Source organism: Fibrobacter sp. UBA4297 (assembly GCF_002394865.1).
In the GTDB taxonomy this organism is placed as follows: domain Bacteria; phylum Fibrobacterota; class Fibrobacteria; order Fibrobacterales; family Fibrobacteraceae; genus Fibrobacter.
Map to the genome: position 1 here is coordinate 99746 of NZ_DGUZ01000017.1, position 22449 is coordinate 122194.

The window sequence follows — 22449 nt, forward strand, 5'->3', positions numbered from 1 at the left end:
TGCCCGCTCAGGTCACTGGGCTTGTCGAAGGGAGGGCATCGCCTTTTTTGAAAAAATTTTGAGAAAAATTATCCTTTCACAAGCTTTCGATCGCTCTTGACTTTATCCAGGAATTTCTTGTAGAGCTTGTTGTAAATTTCGTGATTTTCGGGATTCGGTGTATATGTGTTCGTGATTTCGATGTAGCTGTGGATGTCATCGAACTTCATCTGTCCAAGCCCGATTGCAGCAACGGCGGCGGCACCAAGCGCTCCCACGTACTGCGGATGCTTGACCGTTTCAATCGTATGCCCGGTCACGTCGGCGAGAATCTGGTTCATGATGTTGATTCTTGCAAGGCCACCTGCAAAGCGGATCGTGTCCGAAATCTTGCACTTCTTGGCCTGGCATTCCAAAAGCCAGCGGAAGTGGAAACAGATGCCTTCGATGACTGCACGGAGTAAATCTCCACGAGTGGTTTCTAGGCTAATGCCCGAAAGCGAACTGCGGATGTCGCCGTCTTCGAACGGCGTCTTGCAGCCGTTCATGAATGGTGTGAACAAAAGCCCATGGGCACCGGGTTCCGCTTTTGAAACAAGCGATGCGCATTCTTCGTAGCTGTACTGTGAATTGTCGAGTTTGCCGATAAGTTCGCGTGCCCACGCAAAGCATTTGCCTGCGGTTTCTAGTTCACCGTACAAGTATTTCTGCTTGGTATTTGGTCCCTTGACCGCGATCATCATGATGTCTGCAAACTGGATGATATGGTCGACGACCGTGCTTACGGAGCCTGATGTTCCGCAGTATATGGTCGTCATGTTGCTCTGCGTGTTGCCACAGCCGATTGCGACCATGGCGACATCGCCACCACCTGCAATGACGGGAGTTCCTTTTTCCAAGCCCATCTGCTCTGCGGCCGTGGCTGTGATACGACCAACGATGTCGGTGCTTTGCACGATTTCGGGCAGGTGCTTTTCGTTGATGCCGTAAACTTTTGCCATCGTATGGCTCCAGCCTGAATGGCCCTTACGGCAGTCGTTCAATGCGGCGCAGAATGCGGAATCCTCGGTGCGCACAAAACGGCCTGTAGTCTTGTACAAAAGGTAATCGCCAGCATCGAGGAATTTGTCAACCTGAGCGAATTTTTCGGGCTCGTTGTTTTGTACCCACTTGTATTTCCAGATGGGACTGTATCCTCCAACGGGGACCATGCTTGTATGTCGAATGGCTTTGAAGAGCTTCCAGATGTTTAAGCCGTGGAGCTTGAGTCCATGGTCAAAGTAATCTTTAAATTCCTTGTCGGCACGCCTGTCTAAGAATGTCATTGGCGGTCGGACTGTATTGCCGTTCTTGTCAACGAGTACAGTTGCGTTCAGTTGTGAGCAGAAACTGATGCCCTTGATTTGGTCACTAGAGATGCCGTAATTTTTGAGGAGCTCTTTTGTGCTGCGGCAGATGGAATCCCACCATTGTTCGGTGCTCTGTTCGACACCTTTTCCGCCGAGTGTTATTGTACTGTGGGTGTTGACTACTGTTGCTCCCACGAATTCAATCGAATTCGCAATTTTCGTGAGCGTTGCTTTTATAAAGGAATTGCCGATGTCGTATGTGACCAAATACATTTCTTTACCCTCTATAAAACGTCCTCATATACCCTTAAACAACATGGAAAATTATAAAAAAATTACACAGGCTTTGTCACCTGTGTAGTAAGTTTTTTGAAAGCTTTTATGTTCTTTTTACACGACCTGGACTAGGAGGCCTTTGAGGTATTGTCCTTCGGGGAAGGCCGTGTTCACGGGATGGTCGGCGGGCTGTCCAAAACGCTCGATAATCTGCACGCGACGGTGGGCATCGGCTGCGGCATCGGCGATAATTTTCTGGAACAGGTCCATTTCCATAAGGCCTGAGCAGCTGAATGTGGCGAGCATGCCGCCTTCGGCGAGAAGCTTCATTGCAAGCAAATTAATATCCTTGTAGCCGCGAGCGCCTTTCTGCAAGTTGTCCTTGCTTTCGACGAATTTTGGCGGGTCAAGCACGATAAAGTCAAATGTTTCGGCCTTGTCGCGGCACTTGCGCAAGTACTGGAACACGTCGGCTTCAACGTGGGTTGCATGTGCGGTGCTTAGTTTGTTTCGCATGATGCCTTCCTTGGCAAGCTTGAGCGCGTCCTTGGATACATCGACCTGGTAAACTTTTTCGCAACCGCCACGGAGTGCGTACAGACCAAAGCCGCCGGTGTAGCAGAAGCAGTTGAGCATCTTTTTGCCACGAGCGAGTTCGCCTACGCGGCGTCTGGCATCGCGCTGGTCGAGGTAGTAGCCTGTTTTGTGTCCGTTTTTCACGTCAATCGGGAAAAGAATTCCGTTTTCGTTGATGATGACCGGCTCGTCCGGGACTTCGCCAAACACGACGCCCGTGCGGAGGGGGAGACCTTCTTTTTTGCGGACTTCAGAATCGCAGCGTTCGTAAATGCCGCGGCAGCCCGTCTTTTCGGCGAGCAATTCGTAAATAATCTGGCGGTTGACTTCGGCGCCTGCAGCAAGAATTTCGACGGAGTAAATGTCGGCGTACTTGTCGATGATGCAGCCCGGAATGCCGTCGTTTTCTGCGTTCACAAGGCGGAATGCACATTCCCTGTCATGGATGTCGAACCCACGGCTCTTGCGGGAGGCGATGGCGCGGTCCAAAATGTCGCTAAAGAATTCGCGGTCAATTTTGACGTTCTTTCCTTCGGTCCCGAATGTCCAGAAACGGCCTCGAATCTGGGATTTGGGGGAGTAGGCTGCAAGGCCCAAAAAATCGCTATGGTAGCTATAAACTTCGACAACGTCACCAAGAGCGGGGTCGCCAACAACTTCATCAATGGCGCCGCTAAAAATCCACGGGTGGTAACGGAGGGCTGATTTATCACGCCCGGCTTTCAATGTAATTGCTTTCATAGGTGAAAATTTAGAATTTTTAGTTATATTTATTTTGTCACGCATTTGTGTGGTTCATAAAACGTGAGACGGTGCGCAAATTATTGTTTTTAATCGAGGGGGAAAAGTGATTGTAAATTTCTTTTTTGAAATTTTAATTGCTAGATTAAAAAACATGGTAGGAAAGAATCAAGCAAAGTTTTTTAGGGTTGGGCTTTTGGGCTTAGCCCTGGTTTTTGCTGTATCTTTGTCTGCCTGTGGTGATTCTGAATCCTCCAAAAAAGAATCGTTAAATGCGATTCCCGGAAAGCCTTTGTTTAATGGCGTTGTCCAGAGCGTTGTGGGCGATGCTCTTGTGAAAACCGCTGATAGCCATGCTAAGTCGTTGAAGGTCGGTTTAGCCGTTCATGAAAAATCATCGATTGTGACCGAGGCGGGTTCTTCGGTTGTGATATCTGTTGATGATGGTTCTGCGCTCAAGACCGATGGTCGGTCGGAGATGGCGATTGAAGTGACGAAAGCTGATGAATTGAAAACAAGGATGACTGTAGCCCTCCGCTATGGAAAGTTGTTGTTCGAGGTGCAAAAGCAGGCTGTCAAGGATGAGTTCGAACTCCGTACGGAAAATGTTTCGTCAGTTGTTCGTGGAACGGCGGGCTTTATTGAAAATATCGATGGGTTGGAAATCTCGTCGCTTAAGGAAGGTCGTCTTGACGTGACTGTAAAAACCGATACGGCGCAGTCGGTCAAGAGCGGGCAGACTTTGATTGTCAATACGAATGGCTTAAGGATTTTATCGCTTGCAAGTTCAGGTTCGCTCAAGTTGGCGCGAGCGCTTGATTCGATTGCAACGGGAGCTGCTACTGAACTTGGTGTGCGCGCTGCAAGGTTGAATCTCGACAAACTCGAAACGATGCTGTTGGAATTTGATGAAGCCTACAAGAAAAAATCGGAAGCTTTCATAAAGAGTTCGCAGATTGAGTTTAAGCCGAAGGTCTTGAATGAATATATTGGCAAGCCGAGCGTGACGCTTGAAGCGTTGTTTATTCCGGGTAGCTTTGTTTCTGTGCTCGGAATTGTCGATACGATCCCAGAAAACGGGCTCTACAGGCGTACGTTTGAATGGGCTGATTCTACAGCGTTTGGTCCGAAGCATTTTGTTGTGAATTGCAGCAATGGTGAAGTGGAATACATTTGCCATACGTGGCATACGAATTTTGTTTCGGCAAAGATGGCTGCGGTCTTGACGAAGGCAGATGAACGCAAGTCTAACGTTCCGAAAGATACGGTCCAACCGAAAAAACTCAAACCGTCGATTGTTATTGTGGGCTCCGGTCGCGAACGCATTCATGTATTGCCCGAAGAACGTGATATCCCGGCGACGCTCCGTTTTAGTGTGGCTGGCTTGATGGGTTCGGACTTGTCGCAAATCAAGAAAATCATCGTGAAACGCAAGGGTGTTGTGGTAAAGACTTTTGCAGACGATGAATTGATGACAAATTCATTTAAATTGCCGATTCGCCTCAAGCAGAATCGAATAGCCCATTTCGAAATTGTGGCCATGTTTGTAAATGGCAAAAAAATCAAGGCAAGGAAAGTTTATGAGACGTATTGCTTCTTCGAAAATTACGAAGATGGCAAGAAGAGTAACCGAATCAACGACATGACGGCAGAAGAAGAATACAAAAATGTCGTCTCCAAGCGCCTGCTCAAGAACGAATAGCTTTTACAAAAGCTAAATTTGGGCGCATGTTTGAATCGCTCTTTGACAAGTACCCTTTTTTCAGAAAAGTCCCTGCCATCCTCTGCATGGCGATTATATTCAAGATTTCTTCGATGACATCCTATGAACTCGAAGACTTTCCGCATGTGTGGGATAAGCTTGCGCATACTTGTGAATACGCCACTTTGGCGGGTTGCTTTTGTATGTGGTGGGCTCGTGGTGAGTGGTCTATAAAGCCGTGGCTCAAGGTGCTGATTGTTATGGCGATTGCGCTTGCTTACGGTTGCACGGACGAATACCACCAGAGCTTTGTGGAAGGCCGTGACTGTAGCGGGTTCGACTTGATTGCCGATGCTCTTGGTGGATTTATCGGCGGCTCGGTGTACGTACTTATTGTGAAAATCTTGAACAAGTACGATCCGCTTGTTAAGTAGACTTTCTATTGCAGATAAAATATTAAAATTTCCCAAGCAATATAATTTCGCGTTTTAGTTGGAGGCCGAATTTTTCGGCGACAATTTTTTGAACGTGTTCGCTAAGCTCCTTGATGTCTGCTGCTGTGGCGCCTCCGGCATTTACGATAAAGTTTGCATGCATACGGCTCACTTCGGCGCCACCGATGCGGAACCCTTTTAATCCCGCCTGTTCGATGTAATAGCCCGGCGCGATTTGCGTGGGTGTGGCTGCAGCGCCTGCATCTAGACGCTTGAAGGTGCTACCCGCATTGGGCATGGAAAGCGGTTGCGAATTGCGACGCTTTGTCATGCATTCTTGCATTTCGCTTTCGAGATCTTTGGCTGTCTTGCCAAGTTCTGTTGCGTGCGTAAGCTGGAATGTGGCAGAAAGAATTGTTTCTGAAAGAAAATTGCTTTGCCCCCCTTCGGCAGGCTCAGGGACCTTGGGCTCGCATTTTGCAAGCTCTTGAAATACGCTATGGCGGTAACCGAATTTGCAATCTGCTGCTGTTCGAGTGCGCAAATTGCCGGCAGAATCGATGCTTTCGACTTCAACGCAAGTCTGCGAAACATCTTGGCCGTAAGCGCCTGCGTTCATAAAAATCGCGCCGCCGAGACTCCCGGGGATGCCTGCGAGTTTGTGGATGCCGGCAAGCCCTTCGTTAATGGTATAGCGGGCGAGGCGAGCAAGCGGCGTGGCGCCTTTGACGCAAATTTTCCCGTTGCCGAGATTCGTGATTTCCGAGAAAAACTTATCGAGCTGGATGATGACGCCGTTGTATCCGCTATCAGAGACGAGCATGTTCGTGCCTTTGCCGAGAATGTAGCTCGGGAGTGTGCGCTCGTTTGCAAATGCTATTGCTTCCTTAATATCGCTTACGGATTCTGCTTTGACGAAATATCGTGCGGGACCGCCTACTTTAAAGGAAGTGTGCTCGTACATCGGTACATTTTCTTGAATAATCATGAAGAAAATATATATATTCTTGGAGCAATGACAGAAGAGGAACTCAAACAATTTAAGGCTGCACTCTCGATTACGACGGTGGCTATGGATTTAGGCCTTCCGGTGGTGCGTGGCCGTTGTCGTTGCTTTTTCCCGACACGCCATGCGCATGGCGATAGAACTCCGTCTGTATCGTTCTCCGAAGAACGCGGAACATTCCGCTGCTGGGTTTGCGATGACGTTCGCGGCGATGTGATTTCGCTTGTGCAGTTTGTCAAGAATTGTTCGTTTTTGGAAGCTTTGAACTGGCTCAAGGAAACGTATGGATTCCTGTTGCGTGGAACAAAGCCTCAGGCGCAAAATCGCGTATCAACGACGAATTTCGCCTCTGCGGCAACGATGCCGAATCGAGCACCTGCTTTGAATGTGTCGCCTGAACAAAGTGCAGCGCTTGTTGCGAAAACGGCAGTCCGTGATGCCGCTCTTGAATATCGCTCTCCCGAGCCTGCAAAAGAGATTGTGAGCGAAGATGAACGCAAAAAAATTATCCTCTCGTTTTTGAAAATGTTGAGTCCTGTCGACAAAACGCCCGCGGCTGCATACCTTGCTCGCCGGCGCATTTACAAGCCGATTTGGGACAAAATGCTTTTGCGTACGATTACGGATTACGGCGCTCTGAACAACAAGCTCAAGGAAACTTATGATTTAGAAGTCCTCAAGTATGTGGGGCTTTTTAGCGAGAAAGGGAACTTGAGGTATTACAAGCATCCGCTGTTTTTCCCATATCTCGATTCCAAGCGCCGTTCGTTTTATTTCCAGGCACGCGCAATCGATAGCACGGTTGTGCCGAAGGAGCTGAACTTGCGCGGGACGGTGCCGTTCCCGTACAATGTTTCGGCGCTTGACGAAAGGCCGGGATGGGTTTACCTTTGCGAAGGCGTGGTTGATACGCTCACGTTCTTGGGACAACGCATTGCGGCAATTGGAATCCCGGGCGTGCGTTCTTTCAAGACAGAATGGCTCCCGCTCTTTAAAAACAAGAGTGTCGTGCTCTGCCTAGACAAAGATGAGGCGGGGCGCAGTGGCACGGAGTACTTGCAGACGGTTTTTGCAAATGCGAATATCCGCACGGTTGTGCTCGGTGATGGTGTAGATCAATTTGGCAAATTGTCGATGAAAGAAGGCGAAGACATCAACGATTGGTTTGGTGGGAAGAAGTGAACTAAGATATAGTTCACTTCTTCTGTTTTTATTTTATCAATTATTCTCGCTTTAAACGGATTCAATGCTTTTTGATTTGCTGAATAAGAATTATTATGATCCCATTACTCTATCGACTTCTTCTTCGGTGGTGATTCCTTGGTGGATGAGGTGGGTGGCGTTTTCTTGCATGGTACCGTCGGCGTAGGTGTTGTTGGGGAGTAACAATTCGCAGACGACTGTTCTGCCTTTGTATTGCGGTGTAGATTCACTAGATGCTGTTTTATCAAGCTTCCTTACGAGGCGCTGGGCGAACACGCCTAGCAATGCTTCGTCCAAGATGCTTTTCTGAACGCCTAAATCGAGAAGTCTCGCCGCCGCCGCTTTTGCACTGTTTGTGTGCAACGTGCTCAACACAAGATGCCCAGTCTGTGCGGCTTGCAACGCAATTTGTGCGGTCTCGGCATCGCGGATTTCTCCGACGAGAATCACGTCCGGATCCTGGCGCAAAATAGAACGTAATGCGACTGCAAATGTGAATCCGCATTTCTCGTTGACGGGAACCTGATTTGCTCCGCGGAGTTCGTATTCTACAGGGTCTTCGATGGTCGTAACATTGATCTTTCGCTGTATGATTTCTCGGAGGCCTGCGTAAAGCGTTGTCGTCTTGCCGCTTCCTGTGGGGCCTGTAACGAGGAACAGCCCTTGCGGAGCGCTGAAAATTTTCCGAATTGCCTGGAGTGTCGTTTCGTTAAAATCAAGGCTGTCGAGCGTTTGTGCGGAATCGTTTGCTGGGAGCAATCGCAGTACGCATTTCTCGCCGCTGTTTACGGGAATGGTACTGACGCGAACGTTCACTTTTTCGTGAAAATCTTCAAAGGCGAAACTCCCGTCGTGCGGCAAACGGCGCTCCGTGATATCGACATTGGCCATGACTTTGAGGCGTATCAAAACAGGCTCGGCAAGCCATTGCGGGAACGTCCTATAATCCGTTAAAAGTCCGTCAATGCGGAATCGCACGCGCAGAGCATCTGCCAACGGCTCGAGGTGAATGTCGGTCGCTTTTTTTTGGAGAGCCTTGACGATAAGGCTATCGACGAGGTTTATAATCGGTTCTGATTCCCAAGAAGAATTTCGCGAAATTTCGAGATGATTGAGATGTTGTAGCAAATCTTCGTCGTCGATTGTATCGGTGTGGCTGTGCATCATCTTGATTTCGGCAGGGGAGTGCTGTTTTGGAATAATGCGTTGCTGTGTGATAAAGCGGATTTTTTCGAGGAGAAATTCATCGTTTGCGTTTGGCACGGCGACTTTCATGGGCTCGGCGCATTTCTCTGTGCTTTCAACAACCGCAATCCCGTTTTTCTGGCACCATTTTTTGGACAAGTTTTTTGTATTCATCCCCGTAAAATACATACAAAAATCTCGAAAAGACATATCCGTGCAAATTTTGCAATCAACTGTTTGCAAAGTCGTTAATGGTCGATGGTCATTAGTTGTTTGTTAAAGTTTGGCGGCGAAGCCGCGATTATAAAAACCAATGGCTAAATACTATTGACTAATAGCTAATGGCTATAAACGCAAAAAAGTCCCCCGGAGTGGGGGACTTTGCGGAGTTGTCTAATGAAACTCGATTAAGCCTTGCTCATTTTTGCCTTGACTTTGCGAGCGCCTTTCTTTGCCTTGCTAAAGAGGGCGTTCGGGAGCCAGAAGAATGTCGGCACAAGGAACATGGTAAGCACGGCTGACACGATCAAGCCACCCACAGAGGCAATACCCATCGGCTGCGTCATGGCGGCCACGTTACCACCGAGAGCAAATGCCAGCGGAAGCTGTGCAATCACGGATGCAAGCGTTGCAAGCATGATCGGCTGGAACTTGGACTTTGCTGCGGTCATCACTGCCGAACGGCGGCCCATGCTTCCACTACGCAACAGACGGTTTGCTTCGTCGAGCAAAAGAATAGCGTTGTTCACCACCACACCAATCAACATAACGATAGCCATGAGGGCGATCATGGAGAGCGCCTTGCCGGTAAAGATAAGGGCGAGGAGCACACCGATAGCACCCATCGGGATGGTCGTCATGATAATGAACGGCTGGGCAAAGCTTTCGAGGAGTGCGATGAGCAAAATGTAGGTGAGGAGAATAGCCATCACGATTGCAGTCATGAATTCCTTCTGCATGTCGTTCTGCATGTCGGCGTTGCCACCGAAGCTGAACGAGATACCTTCTGGGAGTTCGTCCTTCATGCTGTTTGTAAGTTCCGTGAGTTTGCCCATGATTTCACCGGTCGTGTGGCCAGGGAGCAAGTTCATCGAAACGTCTACACGTCTCATCTTGCGCTTACGGTCAATACGTGTCGGACCAGCACCATCTTCGATGTGGAAGAGTTCGCTAGCACTTACGTAGCCCTTCGGTGTCTTGACAGGCAGGTCTTCGATGTCGGCATGGCTCTGCCTATCCTTTTCCATCAAGCGTACGTAAACGTCGTATTCTTCACCGTCTTCGGTGTACTGGCCTGCTTCGAAACCGTTCACTGCAATGTAGTTGTAGTTTGCGACTGTTTCAAGCGTTACGCCATAGTCAGCGAGAGCTGCGCGGTTCGGAACCAAGCGGATTTCAGGCTTACCGGCTTCGTAACTTGTCTTGATATCCACGATACCGTCAATCTTTTGCTGCACTCGGTCAAGGACGATTTGTGATGCCTTGATGACGGAGTCTGCATGGAGACCGCTCACTTCGAGCACCACATCGCCAGCGGAGTTGTTCTGCATTTCAGAGGCGGAGGTGGACTTTACAGAAATGTAGGCGTCTGGAATGTTGGCGAGGTACGGACGGATGGAGTCGACGATTTCGTCCGTACTGCGATGTCTGCCCTTCCAGTTGGGATTGTTTTTCTTTTCCCAGTCCTTCAAGAGTCTAACACGCATGGTGGCCTGGTTTACGGTCGTAAAGCCGTTGGAACCACCCACGTTCATACTGTAGTGAACAATTTCAGGAATATCCTTGACGCGGGATTCGATAATGCGTGCGACACTGTCGGTCGTTTCGATATTCGTACCTACGGGCATTTCGAGCTTGATGCTCATCATGCCCTGGTCTTGTCTTGGGGCAAGTTCAACCGTCAAGTTGTTCTTGGCAAGGCCTGCTACAAGGACGATGGCTACGCCAAGAGCCAGTACCTGGACAATCACGCCCGGAACAGAAAGGCAGAATCCAAGCATCTTCAAGTAGACAAAACGAACACCGTTCAAGGCCTTTGGGAAAAGTCCCAGCAGGCTTCCGATAAAGCCCGGCTTTTCTTCGATGATGTTTCCGTTTTCGTCTTTCTTTTTACCCTTGAACAAGTAAGCGGCCATAAGCGGTGTAAGCGTGAATGTCACGAGGAGCGACACGAACGTTGCAAACACCATGGTCATACCGAATGTTCTAAAGAAGATACCTACGATGGACTTCATGAATGCGATAGGCACGAACACACAGACGTTGGTGAGCGTCGATGCCATGATGGCAATCATGATTTCAGAAGTGCCCTTGTAGGCGGCTTCCTTCGGATCAAGGCCTTGGTTCAACTTGCTGTTGATGTTTTCAAGCACGACGATGGAGTTCGTCACCAACAGACCCACAGAACTTGAAAGAGCCATGAGGGACATCATGTTGATGCCGAAGCCTGCAAAGTACATGAGCGTAAATGCGCCAATCACGGAAATCGGCATCGTGAGAGCCGCGATAATCATCGTCGAGAATTTGCCGAGGAACAGGAGCAAGAGGCCTGCGGTAAGCGCAATAGCGATAATGATGTTCTGGATAACGTTATCGATAGATTCGTTCACGGCTTCGGACTTGTCGTAAATGAGCGTGAGCTTGAAGCCTTCCGGGAGAGTCTTGTTGACTTCTGCCATGCGCTTGAGCACGCCTCTGGAAACTTCCACGACGTTTGCATCGGAGCGTTTCTTGATATCGAGTGCGACAGAGTTGATGCCGTTAAAGCGAGATGTCGATGTAATCGTTTCGATGGTGTCTTTCACGACGGCAATTTCGGAGAGTTTGACCACTCCGTTAGCCGTCGGAATTTCCATATTGCGCATTTCATCGAGGCTCTTGAACTTACCTGCGGTACGCACAGATGTATTCTTGTGCTTGCCGATAACTTCACCAATCGGGAGGTTTACGTTGGACATGCCGTAAAGGCCCATCATAGTGCCGATGTCGACACCGCGGTCCATCATCTTTTCCTTGTCGACTTCGATGGCGATCTGGCGGGTTGTACCACCGAAAATATCGACGCTAGCAACACCGGAAACAGAAGTGAAGAGCGGTTCGATTTCGTCTTCGACTTTCTGGCGGAGTTCTGTAGAGTTTAGAGGACCGGTGAACGAGATTGCCATGATGGCAGCACCGTTAATATCGACTTTCGAAATAATCGGCGCCTCAACTGCATCCGGGAAGTCCGCTGAGGCGAGGTCCACCTTGGAACGCACGTCATTTGCGGCAACGTCCACGTTCACGCCCATGTTGAACATGGCGACGATAATGCCGTAGTTTTCCAAGCAGATGGACTGCACGTAGTCGATACCGTCCACGAGTTCCACTTGTTCTTCAATCGGCTTGATAATTGTGGTTTCGATTTCTTCAGGGTTTGCGCCCTTGTAAATGATGGTGGCCGTAACCACGGGGACTTCGAATTTCGGCATCAAGTCCACCACCATCATGGAATAGGTATAAAGACCGAACACCACCACGGTCAAGATGACCATGAGCATGGTGATTGGTTTGTAAATACTGGCTTTAATCATTGGCTATTCTCCAGTGTCGATTATTCGACAATCAGCACCTTGTCGCCGTCGTTCATGCGGTTCTGGCCTTCGACCATCACGACATCGCCTTCGTTAAGGCCGTCCTTGATTTGGATGTCTGTTTTGGTCTGCACACCGAGCTGCACGATTTTACGCTTGGCCTTGCCTTCCTTATCGACGATCCATACGGCGTTCACGCCATTGCTATAGACAATGGCTTCGACAGGGACTGTAACGCCTGTAACTTCACGGGCGTCAATCTTTGTGGTGAGGTACATGCCCGGGAGGAGCTTTTGACCCTTGTTCTTGAATGTGACTTCAACCGGGAAGAAGCGGGTTATCGGGTTTGCGGCGAGCGGAATGAGGCTTACTTCGCCCTGAAGCTTTTCGCCGTTGAGTTCGATTGTTGCCTTGGCGCCTTTCTTGAAGAAGCCGATTTCGGAACTTGTGACGTTGAGCTTGAGGATTACTTTGTCGAGGTTTGCGATGGTGAACATGGCTCCACCGACACCCGGAACTTCACCGACCTTGAACTTGACTTCGGTAATGGTGCCCGAAGACGGGGCGAGCACGAGCGTTGCGCGGCGGGCTGCTTCCAATTGCATCTTGGATATGCTAATCTGGGTTTCGAGCTGGTCAACGGTGTTCTGAGTGACACCGCCCTTTGCCTGCACTTCCTTGGTGCGGGCGAGGGTCTTTTCGTTCAGTTCCATGGCTGCTTTTGCTTGCTGGTAAGCTGTATTGTCGCCTGTGAAAACAAATTCAGCGAGAACCTGGTCTTTCTTGACCTTGGAACCAACGTGGACGTTGATCTTGGCAATCGGGTCACCGAGCTTGGCGGTTGCTGTCGTTTGCTGGCTACCTTCGATGGTGCCGCTGAAGGAACGCACGTCTGTAAGCTTGACGGTGGCTGCCTTCACGACGCGGGCTGGCTTGCCATTGACCTTCTGGATTTCTTCGATGGTCGAAACTTTCTTTTCGGACTTGGCGTCTTTCTTGGCGTCGCCACATCCAGCGAGGAGGAGCGACAGGGCAGAAATAGTAATGATTGATTTTGTAATGGTCTTCATGATTGTCTTCCTCTTAAATCTTAGTATTCACCTGTGGCTTGGAGCAAAGCGTTGTAAGCGGTGTTCCAGTTGAGAATCCCTTGCAAGTAGTTGAGTTTTGCTTTGCGGAGGTCCATGTTGGCGGTAAGCAGGTTGAGCTGCGTTTCCATACCGTTTCTGAAAGCCGCGTCGGTCATATCGTAAATGCGTTGGGCTAGGTCGATGTTGTTCTTCAAAACTTCGAGGTTGCGTTCAGAGGAGGCGAGGGTCTGGGCGCAACTTTCGATTTGCACGCGGAAGCCTCGTTCTGCGGTTTCTTTCTGTATCTGGGTGCTGCGGAGGCTGGATTTAGCTTGGACCACTGCTTCCTTGGTCTTCATGCCATTGAAAAGGTTCATCGACAAGTTCAAAGAAACGTATTTATTGAGCTTGTCCCATTTCGGTGCGTCCCATTCGGTAATCTTGTTTTGGTTGTTGGCATACTTGAGGCCGCCTACCAATGCGATTGTCGGCTTGTAGCCACCTTCTTCGATTTCGATGTTCTTTTCTTTCATCGTTTCGGTAGCTTGGAGCATCACCAATTCTTTACGACGCTGTTTGACGCTTGCCATGGAGGTGTCCGGGTACGGGAGGTTGGATTCCGGGCTACGGAGTTCTCCGTTGAATTGAACGTCGTTGTCCCAGTCAAGACCCATGGTGTTGAGAAGAGCGTTCTTGGCAAGGAGGCGCTTGTCTTCGAGAGTCTTTCTGTCTACCTTGAGGGCTTCCATGGCGAGCTGAACTCTTGCCAAATCAAGTTCTGTGGCAAGTCCGCTTTTAACGCCTTGTTCCACAAAATCAATGTTGTCTTGAGTAATCTTCATGCTTTCGTCAACAATGGCAATTGAAGAATCTAGGTAAATGAGCTGGTCAAAAGCATTGTCGACTTCATAACGGACTTTAGCCTTTTTGTCTTCGAGGTTGACTTCTTCCAAGTGCTTGTAGGCTTTGGCGATATCGATGGCGGTACCGACTTTTCCTGCAGCGTAAAGAATTTGGGTAACAGTGAGGCCAACACTGGACTGCCAGCGGTAGGCTTGGGACTTCATTCCATAAGTCATTCCGTCCAAAGCTGGGCCAATTACGTTTTGGTCATAAGCGTTTGCTTTGGGGTAGCCCGCGTCATCTTTTTCGTCGGCCATGTCCTTGGCTGCATCTGTAAGGGCGGATGTTTTTTTGACATCGTCAAGCCCGAAAATGCGGGTAACATTGGCGCTAAGGTCAATAGAGGGGTATGCGTTTCCGTATCCGGATTCAACCTGAGAAGATGCCTTAATGAGTTCTTCTTCGGCGGTTTTGATATCCGAAGAGTTTTCCATGGCGGTCTTAATCGCCTCATCTCGCGTATAGGTTTTTGCCGAGGCCGGTACAATCAACCCTAACGCTAGGGCAGAAAGGACTAAAAATTTCCTTGACATTCGTTCTCCTAATATATTAAGCTAGCCAAATGTAAAAAAAAAGCACCCTTTTTATAAGGGGGCTTTTTTCTGTTTTTGATGAAGTGCACAAATGTAGGGATGAATAGCAGCCTAATTTGCGTAAATCAGCGTTTTTTTGCTCAAAATTACATCAAACCGGGGATTTTCATGCCACCGGTGATGTCCGAAATGCTTGCCTGCTGGGCATCGTCTTTCTTCTTGACGGCGGAGTTCACGGCTGCCATGATGAGGTCTTCGAGAGCTTCGACATCGTCCTTGTCGACGGCATCCGGATTAATCTTGACCATCGTGAGCACGCCCTTTCCGTTCATGGCGACCTTCACCATTCCGCCACCGGCTTCGGCGTCAAAGCTCTGAGCCTTGAGGTCGTTTTGCGCCTTAAGCATCTTGCTCTGCATTTTCTGAAGGTCCTTAAGCATCTTGCTCATGTCCATGAATATATCCTCGCTTTTTGAGTGTATTAAAGGTTGTTTTTGTGCTCCAGAGGAAACACTAAAGTCGTTTATCGTTCGTAATTATAGAATTTTTATTTGGTTGGATCCTATCACTACACTACGTTTCGTTCCAGGATGACGTTTTAATTGTCACCCCGGAGGGAGCTTGCGACCGATAGGGTCCATGATAATCTATGCGTCGCAATCCTCATCGTCACTTTGGGCGACAAGTGCCGCTTTCTTGAGTTTCTTGGTGAAAACGAGTTCCGTCGCAAACATCTGCTGGAGTTTTGCAAGTCCCGGTTCCTTTTCCAGGTCGAGTTCGTACGGGCTCATCTTGGCGGCGCGCTGTTCGGCAAGTTCGCTCTCGGTGTAGGCGCGGGTGCGGATGGAAAGCGCGATTTTCGTCTGTAGGCGATCTTCCAAAATGCGCGTGACGCGTTCGACATACTCGGGATGTTCCGTCATCTGGCGGTAGCCCCAGTTTTCGGCATTTTCGGTCGTGCCCGCGTAGGTGAGTGTAATCGGGAACGGGTTCTGTTCGGGGTCGCCGGTTTCCAGTGTGGTGCCAGCAATGGCGGCGGAGAACACGTAGTCGCCATCGTTAGCGATGTTCGAAAGGATGGAGGGCCAAGCGGCCGCAATCTCGTAACGTGAAAACGCTTGCACGCCACCTTGATCGTAGCCTGCAAACGGGTCATCATAAGACGCCTGGACTTCTTCCTGGGCGTCTATCATGGCGCTAACTTCAGTTACTTTTTTTTTTACCGCGTCGTTTTCGGCGCTTTTAGGATCGTTAATCGCTGCAAGAGCTTTTCGCAAGTCGACCAGTCGGTCGAGCCAAGCCATTCGGGCAAACGTCGTCTCGACGAGGAGGCGCGGGTTCGTGCTATAGCGGAGCGTACCCTGCAAGTCGATAAGCATCTTGCTTATGCGGAGGATGTCGCCGTTCGTAAGACTTTGTGCGCAGCTCTTGTACTTGGTGTAAAGTTCTTCGGTGATGTTGAGTGCATCTGGCGTGAAGGCGTCGAGGCGGGCATAGAGCAAATTGCGGAGGAACTTGCCAAAGCCGTCGAGCAATGGGATGAACTCGATCCCGATTTTCACTGCGTCATCCACCATGCGGAAGCAACCCTTGATGTCGTGGTTCTCGATGGACTGGATGAGCGAGAAGAAAAGTTCTACAGGCGGGATGCCGAGCACAGAGCGGACGGATTCCGCGGTCATCTCGTTCCCGGTAAAGGCGTAGGCCTGGTCAAAGTAGGTGAGACCGTCGCGCATGGAACCGTCGGCCTTTTCGGCAAAGATGTCGAGGGCTTCGTCGGTAGCCTTGATGCCTTCCTGTTCGCAAATGTAGCGGAGGCGGCTGCGGATCTGGTCAACGGTCAGGCGCTTGAAGTCAAAACGCTGGACACGGCTCAAAATCGTCTGCGGGACCTTGTTGACTTCGGTCGTCGCGAAGATGAAAATTACGTGGGACGGCGGTTCTTCGAGCGTCTTGAGGAGCGCGTTGAAGGCGCCTGTCGAGAGCATGTGGACTTCGTCGATGATGAAGATCTTGTACTTGCCGATGACGGGCGGGTACTGCACACGTTCAATCACATCGCGGATGTTGTCGACGCTGGTGTTGGATGCCGCATCTATTTCATAGACGTCCATCGGGTTTCCACCGGCGATATCCTTGCAGCTGTCGCACTGCCCACACGGGTGCAATGGGTCAGAGCCCTTGCAGTTGAGCGTGCGGGCGAGGATGCGGGCGCTAGTAGTCTTGCCCACACCACGGGTGCCGGTAAAAAGGAATGCATGATGGAGACGACCGCCCTGAATGGCGTTCTCGAGAGTCTTTGCGATATGTTCCTGACCGACCATATCGCTGAATGATTGCGGGCGCCACTTACGCGCCATTGCGATGTATGCCATGGCTAGGAATATAGTATTTAGACGAGAGACTAGAGACGAGAGAATGAGAAAAATTGCGTTTTTGAGGTATGGGGGATTGCAAGTGGTTAGTGATTGTTGGTTTGGGGGAATGTAGGAAGGATCCTGTGCGTGAAATAATGGACCCTATCGGTCGTTGCACTCCTTCCAGGGTGACAACTATGCAATAACCATTGACTAACAGCCAAAGCGATTTTTTCTGCAATCCTGTTTACTAACCACTGTTTACTAACCACTAATTTCGTATCTTTAAAATGTAAATATTTAAAAATTGTCATATCGCTCTTTAAGCGGATGACTATGTAAACAGAGGTACTTATGAATTTTGATATGGCGCTTTTGATTTTGTGCTGGCAGACGGCTTGCCTTTCCCATGACTACGAAAATGAACCGCTTTTGCCGGGGGCTGCCTCGGCTACGGAAGCGGAAAGTGCAGAACTCGACAAGGTTCATGACGAAGTGACTCCGAACGCCAGTTGGGACGAATTCAACAACCTTTATGCAAGCTTCAAGTCGGCTAGCGACCGTACTAAGGCTTGCGTCAAGGCTCTTCAGTCGCAGTCCCGTGATTCAAAAGTTCTCGTGATAAATTGCATGGTCCGCATTGCAAATGCTTCGCACGAAGACTACAACAGGACTAATATATCGCCCGAAGAATATGAATTTATTAAGAATGTTCGTGAGCAGCTTGGACTGAATTAAGCTTAGGCTTGGGGGAGTGTTTGTGGCAGGCTTCGTAAAATTTATCGCTGTAGCGATCTTTGTCGGATGCTCGTTTTGCTGGGTGAGCGCGGGTAAACCGTATGACATGTCTATTCAATTTTGGCCATCTCGAGATACGACTAAGGAAGATTCTAAGTTAAGGATTACTAGCTATACCCCGGTGTATCCGGGCTTCCCGATTAATGACAATACGTTTTATGACGATTCATATTGTACTTTCTTGATTGGTTGTAGTAATTCTTTTTTGCCATTGGGAGCTTCTTTTAGTGCTGTTGCCGCTAATGTCTTGATGAAAAAATTGGACTCTACTGATTTCTTTATGTTCCCGATATTGTATTGTACCTTTGGACATCCGGACGATTCTCTGTATGCTCGCAAATTGTTGGGAAGAATTGAAATGGATTCAATCCCGGCGGTTGATGAACTCCCAGTAATCGATGAAAAATATTTTGTTTACAATGCTCCTGAAAATGAGTTCCGCGATGAAAAACCGGAGCGCCCGAAAACAATTCCGGCAGGGTTCCATAACCCAACGATTTTGATTGGCTCTGAAGATCGAACGAACGTTAATGAGGCAATGTCTAAAGTCGGGAAAGGTCTTTGCTACGGCTCGATTGCCGCCATGATTTTGTCGGGCGGTAACATTCCTGTTCTTTGCGAACAACACGGGCTTCACTAGATCCCTTTTATATGTACTAAAAAAGAGCTGGTCGCGTGACCAACTCTTTTTTGTGAATTTAATGACGAAGTGCAGTGTGTGGCGTTCCTAACCACTGCTTACTAATCACTTATCTTAGCACGATGTCGCCGTTTTGGACGATCTTGTCGCGGAGCTTGTTGTGAGCCTTGTTGACTTCGTCGTCCGTGAGCGTGCGGTCCATGGCCTGGTAGGTGAGGCTATAGACCATGTTCTTCTTGCCTGCTTCAATCTTTTCACCTTCGTAGATGCTCTTGAGAGTAATCTTCGCGAGGTTCTTCGGGTTGAGAGCCTTGATGCGGGCGAGCACGTCTTCGTGAGTCATCGACTTTGCAACTTCGATAGAAATGTCGCGGGTCGAAGGCACCTGGCGGCTGAACGGCTGGAACACAATCTTCTTGTGGCTTTCGTGTTCCATCTTGTCCATGTCGGCTTCCATCACGTAGGTCTCGTAGCTGATTTCGTTAGCTTTGAGGCAGTTCGGGTGGAGTTCGCCCATCGTTCCAAGCACCGTGCCGTTGCAGACAATTTCTGCCTGCTTGCCCGGGTGGAGGAAGAGTTCCGGCTTTGTGGCGGCGCGGAATTCCACGACGAGACCGAGACGCTTGAAGAAGCTCTGGACTAAGCCCTTGAAGGCGGCAAAGTCAATCTGCTTCGGCTTGTCGTTGAGCGGGTTTGTGTCAAAGTTACCAGCGATGGTGAGGGCGACAAGGTTGGATTCGTCAAAGCCCGGATCGCGTTCGTCCTTGCGGGCGCGCTTGAACTGACCCTTTGCCACTTCGAACAGACGAACAGAACCCGGACGGTTCTTTTCGTTTTCGGCAACAGCCTTGAGCAAATTCGGGAGGAGGCTCGTCGGCACGGCACCGAGTTCTTCGGAAAGCGGGTTCAAGAGGAGGGCGGGCTTGCTGCGACGGTCGTCACTTTCGGGGCCAAAGAGGGCTTCGGTGCGGGCCTTGCTCGTGAAGCGGAGGCTCAAGCATTCGTGGAGGCCCATAGCAGAAAGCGTCTTGCGGATCTTGCGGTTCAAAACCTCGATGGCCGGGAGGTCGTTCGGCTGCATCGTGAACTTCGGCAAGCTATACGGAATGTTGTCAAAGCCGATGAGGCGAGCGATTTCTTCGATGAGGTCGACTTCGCGTTCGAGGTCCGGGCGGAAACTCGGAATCTTGAAGGTGATGGATTCTGCGTCTTTCTTTACAACTTCGAGAGCGATACCCGTGAGGAATTTTTCGACTTGGGCTGCTTCGAGCTTCATGCCGATGACTTTTTCGGCGCGGGCGATGCGGAGCGTAACAACGTTATTTTCTTTCTTGTGGTCTTCGCCGGTGTATTCGACGGAACCCTTGAGGATGCGGCCACCAGCGACTTCCTGAATCATGGCGCAAGCATACTTGCTGTATTCGTCCTGCGTGGCGAAGTCGATTTCGCGTTCGAAGCGGTAGCTGGAGTCCGTGGAGATGCAGAGGCGCTTGGCCTGCTTGCGGATAACGGTCGGGTTGAACCATGCGCTTTCGAGAAACACGTTCTTCGTCGCGTCGACGATTTCGGATTCGACACCACCCATAACGCCAGCGACGCAAGCCGGACGGTCTCCGTCGCAAATCACGAGATCGTTTTCGATGAGTTCGTGTGCGGTGTGGTCGATCGTTTCAATATGCTCGCCCTTGACGGCGCGGCGGACCTTGATCTTGTTCCCGTGGAGCTGGTCCATGTCAAAGCTGTGGAGCGGCTGACCGACATCCATCAAGATGAAGTTCGTGATGTCGACGACGTTGTTGATGCTGTTCATGCCGACAGCGTGCAAGAGCTTGGCGAGCCATGCCGGGGATTTTTCAACCTTCACGTCCTTGATGACGCGACCCACATAGCGGGAGCAACCGCAACCCGGAACGACTTCGAGGCTGATGGCGGCGCTTGCGTCTTCGGAATCTTCCTTGAAGTTGTAAGCGAGCGGCTTGAGCGGGCGGTTAAACTTGGCGGCGAGTTCGCGTGCGACACCGCGGTGGCTAAGAGCGTCCGGGCGGTTCGGCGTGACGTTCAGTTCATAGCAAACATCGTACATGCCGAGGCTTACGAACGGCGTACCAGCTGGGATGGAATCGTCGAGAACCATGATTCCACCGTGGTCGTCAGAAAGTCCGATTTCATCTTCGGCGCAAATCATGCCGAAGCTTTCGACACCGCGAATCTTGGATTTCTTCATCTTGAGCTTGGTGCCGTCGGGGAGCGGGAGTTCTGCGCCAATCGGGGCGAGCACAACCGTCTGGCCTGCAGCGACGTTCGGGGCTCCGCAAACAACCTGGATGGTGTTCGTGCCGTCGTTCACGGTAGTGATGTGCAAGTGATCGCTATCCGGGTGCGGATCGCAAGTGAGAACCTTTGCAACGAGCAACTTGTCATAGACCTTGCCCGGTTCTTCCATGCCTTCAACTTCGAGACCGATGGAGGTGAGCGCCTTTGCGACATCTTCCGCAGATTCCGGAAGGTCAACGTGACGTCTAAGCCAATTCAAAGAAACTTTCATTTTATTACCCTTTAAATTTTTCGGCGGTAAATATAGAAAAAAGGAGGCCCTGGAACGGAATCCGGGGCGACAATGCTTCGTTAGTTTTGGTTTGCTCGGTTTACGAAGATTTCGAAGTCTTCGGGCGTAGTGAGCTTGTCGTTTGCCGCTTCGCCTTTGACGATGTAGACGGTCTCGCCAAAGAATTCGAGGATGCTTGCTTCGTCGGTCGGCGTGAAATTTAGCGGCTCCTTCTCGATTCGGGCGTAAAGGCTTTTGAGTAAATCGATGCGGGCCGCTTGCGGCGTCTGCGCGAGCCAGACCTTGTTGCGGTCAATTGTACTTTCGACGTGGCCATCGCTTGCAATCTTGATGGTATCGATTGCGGGTTTGGCTACAAGGCAACTGCCTTTGTTGATAAGTGTTTCGCAGACATCGCGGATGATCTTTTCGCTTACGAACGGGCGTGCGACATCGTGGACTAGGACGTATTCTGCGCCGCTGGTAAGGGCGTTCACGCCGTTTTGCACAGACTGCCAGCGTTCTTTTCCGCCGACGACAATCCTTAGTTTGTTTAAATTATTTCCGTATCCGGTTCCAAATGCGGAACTCAAACGGCTAAAAATATCTTTTTCAAAGTAGTCTTTCCAATCGGCAGGAACCGCAATCACGACTTCTGCGATTTCATCCATGTTGAGGAAAGTCTCAAGGCTGTATTGGTAAACAGGCTTATTGCCGAGATTCATCAATTGTTTGGGAATTGTCCCGCCCATGCGCTTGCCAAGACCGCCTGCGGGGAGAACTGCTGCGAATTTTCCAGAGAATAACGAATTGGACATATTAAAAAAATAGAAAAGAATTTTTCCTTTTGTGATTTGCGTCACCGTGAAAAAAATATAAGAAGTATGAAAACTTTAAATGGTAATTATGTTTTTACCTTTGGTGTCGGTGTTTATGGGAGATACAAATGGACTTTAGCGAATTAAAACCTCGCAATCGAACTCGAATGGCTGTGGTTGCCTGTTTGGGCGGATTTGTCGGGGCACATAACTTTATGCTTGCGAATAGTGTTTCGGGTAGCATTAAAATATACTTGACGCTTGTAGCACTTATTGCGCCTTACCATGTGAGTCTGTGCTTGGCGGCAGTCAATTTTGCCTGGATTCTATTTGACCTGTGGCAAATTTGTTTTGTGAAAACTTTGCCGGAAATCCGTTTCGAAGGCAGCCGTCGAAAGGCTGTGCTATTTATGTTTGCCTTCATTGCCCTGGCGGCAACTCTTGCTGTTATCATCCTTCGTAACGGATTCTAGATACTTTATTTGAATCGAACTGCCGTGCCGTAGGCGATGATTTCTGCGGCACTCGCCATTAAGCTGCTTGCGGAATAGCGGACATTCACGATTGCGTCTGCTCCAATCATGGTTGCTTCGCTATATCCCGCGATTTCGCCACCGATAATGGTCTTGAGTCCGGCGAAAATATCTCGGACAACATTCTTTGAAAATACGATGCTCCCCTTGACGAGCTGGATGGTTTCGATTTCTTTGCCTGTAATGAAGTCTGTGTTGACGATAATCATTGAAGCCTTTTTGTAAATTT

18 protein-coding genes are annotated in these 22449 nt (G+C 49.7%); 6 read left to right on the top strand and 12 right to left on the bottom strand.

What is annotated here, in order from left to right:
• Positions 1-68 precede the first annotated feature (68 nt).
• Positions 69-1601 carry a xylulokinase gene (locus B3A20_RS08700; RefSeq protein ID WP_290763638.1) on the bottom strand — a complete coding sequence of 511 codons (1533 nt, stop codon included), beginning with the start codon at positions 1599-1601 and terminating at the stop codon, positions 69-71.
• Between the two features lie 117 nt (positions 1602-1718).
• Positions 1719-2921, bottom strand: a complete 1203-nt coding sequence (locus tag B3A20_RS08705) for a class I SAM-dependent rRNA methyltransferase (protein ID WP_290763640.1) — start codon at positions 2919-2921, stop codon at positions 1719-1721.
• Between the two features lie 226 nt (positions 2922-3147).
• On the opposite strand from B3A20_RS08705, the gene B3A20_RS08710 reads away from it, so the two are divergent.
• A complete protein-coding gene (locus tag B3A20_RS08710; protein ID WP_290763642.1) occupies positions 3148-4623 on the top strand; it encodes a FecR family protein in 1476 nt (491 codons plus the stop codon).
• A 26-nt stretch (positions 4624-4649) separates the two neighbouring features.
• Positions 4650-5057, top strand: coding sequence for a VanZ family protein (locus tag B3A20_RS08715; protein ID WP_290763643.1), 408 nt, complete (start codon positions 4650-4652; stop codon positions 5055-5057).
• Positions 5058-5079: 22 nt separating this feature from the next.
• Here the strand turns inward: B3A20_RS08715 and murB are convergent, their stop codons facing one another.
• Positions 5080-6045, bottom strand: coding sequence for a UDP-N-acetylmuramate dehydrogenase (gene murB, locus B3A20_RS08720; protein ID WP_290763646.1), 966 nt, complete (start codon positions 6043-6045; stop codon positions 5080-5082).
• Positions 6046-6072: 27 nt separating this feature from the next.
• Here murB and B3A20_RS08725 point away from each other — a divergent pair, with 27 nt between their 5' ends.
• Complete coding sequence (locus B3A20_RS08725; protein WP_290763648.1) at positions 6073-7245, top strand: CHC2 zinc finger domain-containing protein; 1173 nt, start codon at positions 6073-6075, stop codon at positions 7243-7245.
• A gap of 93 nt (positions 7246-7338) precedes the next feature.
• Here B3A20_RS08725 and B3A20_RS08730 read toward each other — a convergent pair whose 3' ends face one another.
• The 6 genes from B3A20_RS08730 to dnaX form a co-directional block, all read right to left on the bottom strand.
• A complete protein-coding gene (locus B3A20_RS08730) occupies positions 7339-8625 on the bottom strand; it encodes a GspE/PulE family protein (protein WP_290763649.1) in 1287 nt (428 codons plus the stop codon).
• A 233-nt stretch (positions 8626-8858) separates the two neighbouring features.
• Complete coding sequence (locus tag B3A20_RS08735; protein ID WP_290763652.1) at positions 8859-12023, bottom strand: efflux RND transporter permease subunit; 3165 nt, start codon at positions 12021-12023, stop codon at positions 8859-8861.
• Between the two features lie 20 nt (positions 12024-12043).
• Positions 12044-13093 (bottom strand): efflux RND transporter periplasmic adaptor subunit, encoded by a 1050-nt coding sequence (locus B3A20_RS08740; RefSeq protein ID WP_290763654.1) that lies wholly within the window; start codon positions 13091-13093, stop codon positions 12044-12046.
• A 20-nt stretch (positions 13094-13113) separates the two neighbouring features.
• Positions 13114-14529: a TolC family protein gene (locus tag B3A20_RS08745; RefSeq protein WP_290763656.1), complete on the bottom strand. Its 1416-nt coding sequence runs from the start codon at positions 14527-14529 to the stop codon at positions 13114-13116.
• Between the two features lie 146 nt (positions 14530-14675).
• On the bottom strand, positions 14676-14984 hold the full coding sequence (locus tag B3A20_RS08750; RefSeq protein ID WP_012820129.1) for a YbaB/EbfC family nucleoid-associated protein: 309 nt from the start codon (positions 14982-14984) through the stop codon (positions 14676-14678).
• Positions 14985-15176: 192 nt separating this feature from the next.
• Positions 15177-16904: a DNA polymerase III subunit gamma/tau gene (gene dnaX / locus B3A20_RS08755; RefSeq protein ID WP_290763662.1), complete on the bottom strand. Its 1728-nt coding sequence runs from the start codon at positions 16902-16904 to the stop codon at positions 15177-15179.
• Positions 16905-17240: 336 nt separating this feature from the next.
• On the opposite strand from dnaX, the gene B3A20_RS08760 reads away from it, so the two are divergent.
• Entirely contained in the window at positions 17241-17624 is a 384-nt protein-coding gene (locus B3A20_RS08760; protein WP_290763665.1) for a hypothetical protein, read from the top strand.
• Positions 17625-17646: 22 nt separating this feature from the next.
• The gene (locus B3A20_RS08765; RefSeq protein WP_290763668.1) at positions 17647-18324 is read left to right on the top strand and encodes a hypothetical protein; all 678 of its coding nucleotides are present in this window, start codon (positions 17647-17649) and stop codon (positions 18322-18324) included.
• A 109-nt stretch (positions 18325-18433) separates the two neighbouring features.
• Here B3A20_RS08765 and pheT read toward each other — a convergent pair whose 3' ends face one another.
• A complete protein-coding gene (pheT, locus tag B3A20_RS08770) occupies positions 18434-20869 on the bottom strand; it encodes a phenylalanine--tRNA ligase subunit beta (RefSeq protein ID WP_290763670.1) in 2436 nt (811 codons plus the stop codon).
• Between the two features lie 80 nt (positions 20870-20949).
• The gene (gene ispD / locus B3A20_RS08775; protein ID WP_290763673.1) at positions 20950-21687 is read right to left on the bottom strand and encodes a 2-C-methyl-D-erythritol 4-phosphate cytidylyltransferase; all 738 of its coding nucleotides are present in this window, start codon (positions 21685-21687) and stop codon (positions 20950-20952) included.
• Between the two features lie 128 nt (positions 21688-21815).
• Between ispD and B3A20_RS08780 the strand changes: the two genes are divergently transcribed.
• Positions 21816-22160, top strand: coding sequence for a hypothetical protein (locus tag B3A20_RS08780; protein ID WP_290763675.1), 345 nt, complete (start codon positions 21816-21818; stop codon positions 22158-22160).
• Positions 22161-22165: 5 nt separating this feature from the next.
• Here the strand turns inward: B3A20_RS08780 and B3A20_RS08785 are convergent, their stop codons facing one another.
• Positions 22166-22429 carry a YbjQ family protein gene (locus B3A20_RS08785; RefSeq protein ID WP_290763678.1) on the bottom strand — a complete coding sequence of 88 codons (264 nt, stop codon included), beginning with the start codon at positions 22427-22429 and terminating at the stop codon, positions 22166-22168.
• Positions 22430-22449 lie beyond the last annotated feature (20 nt).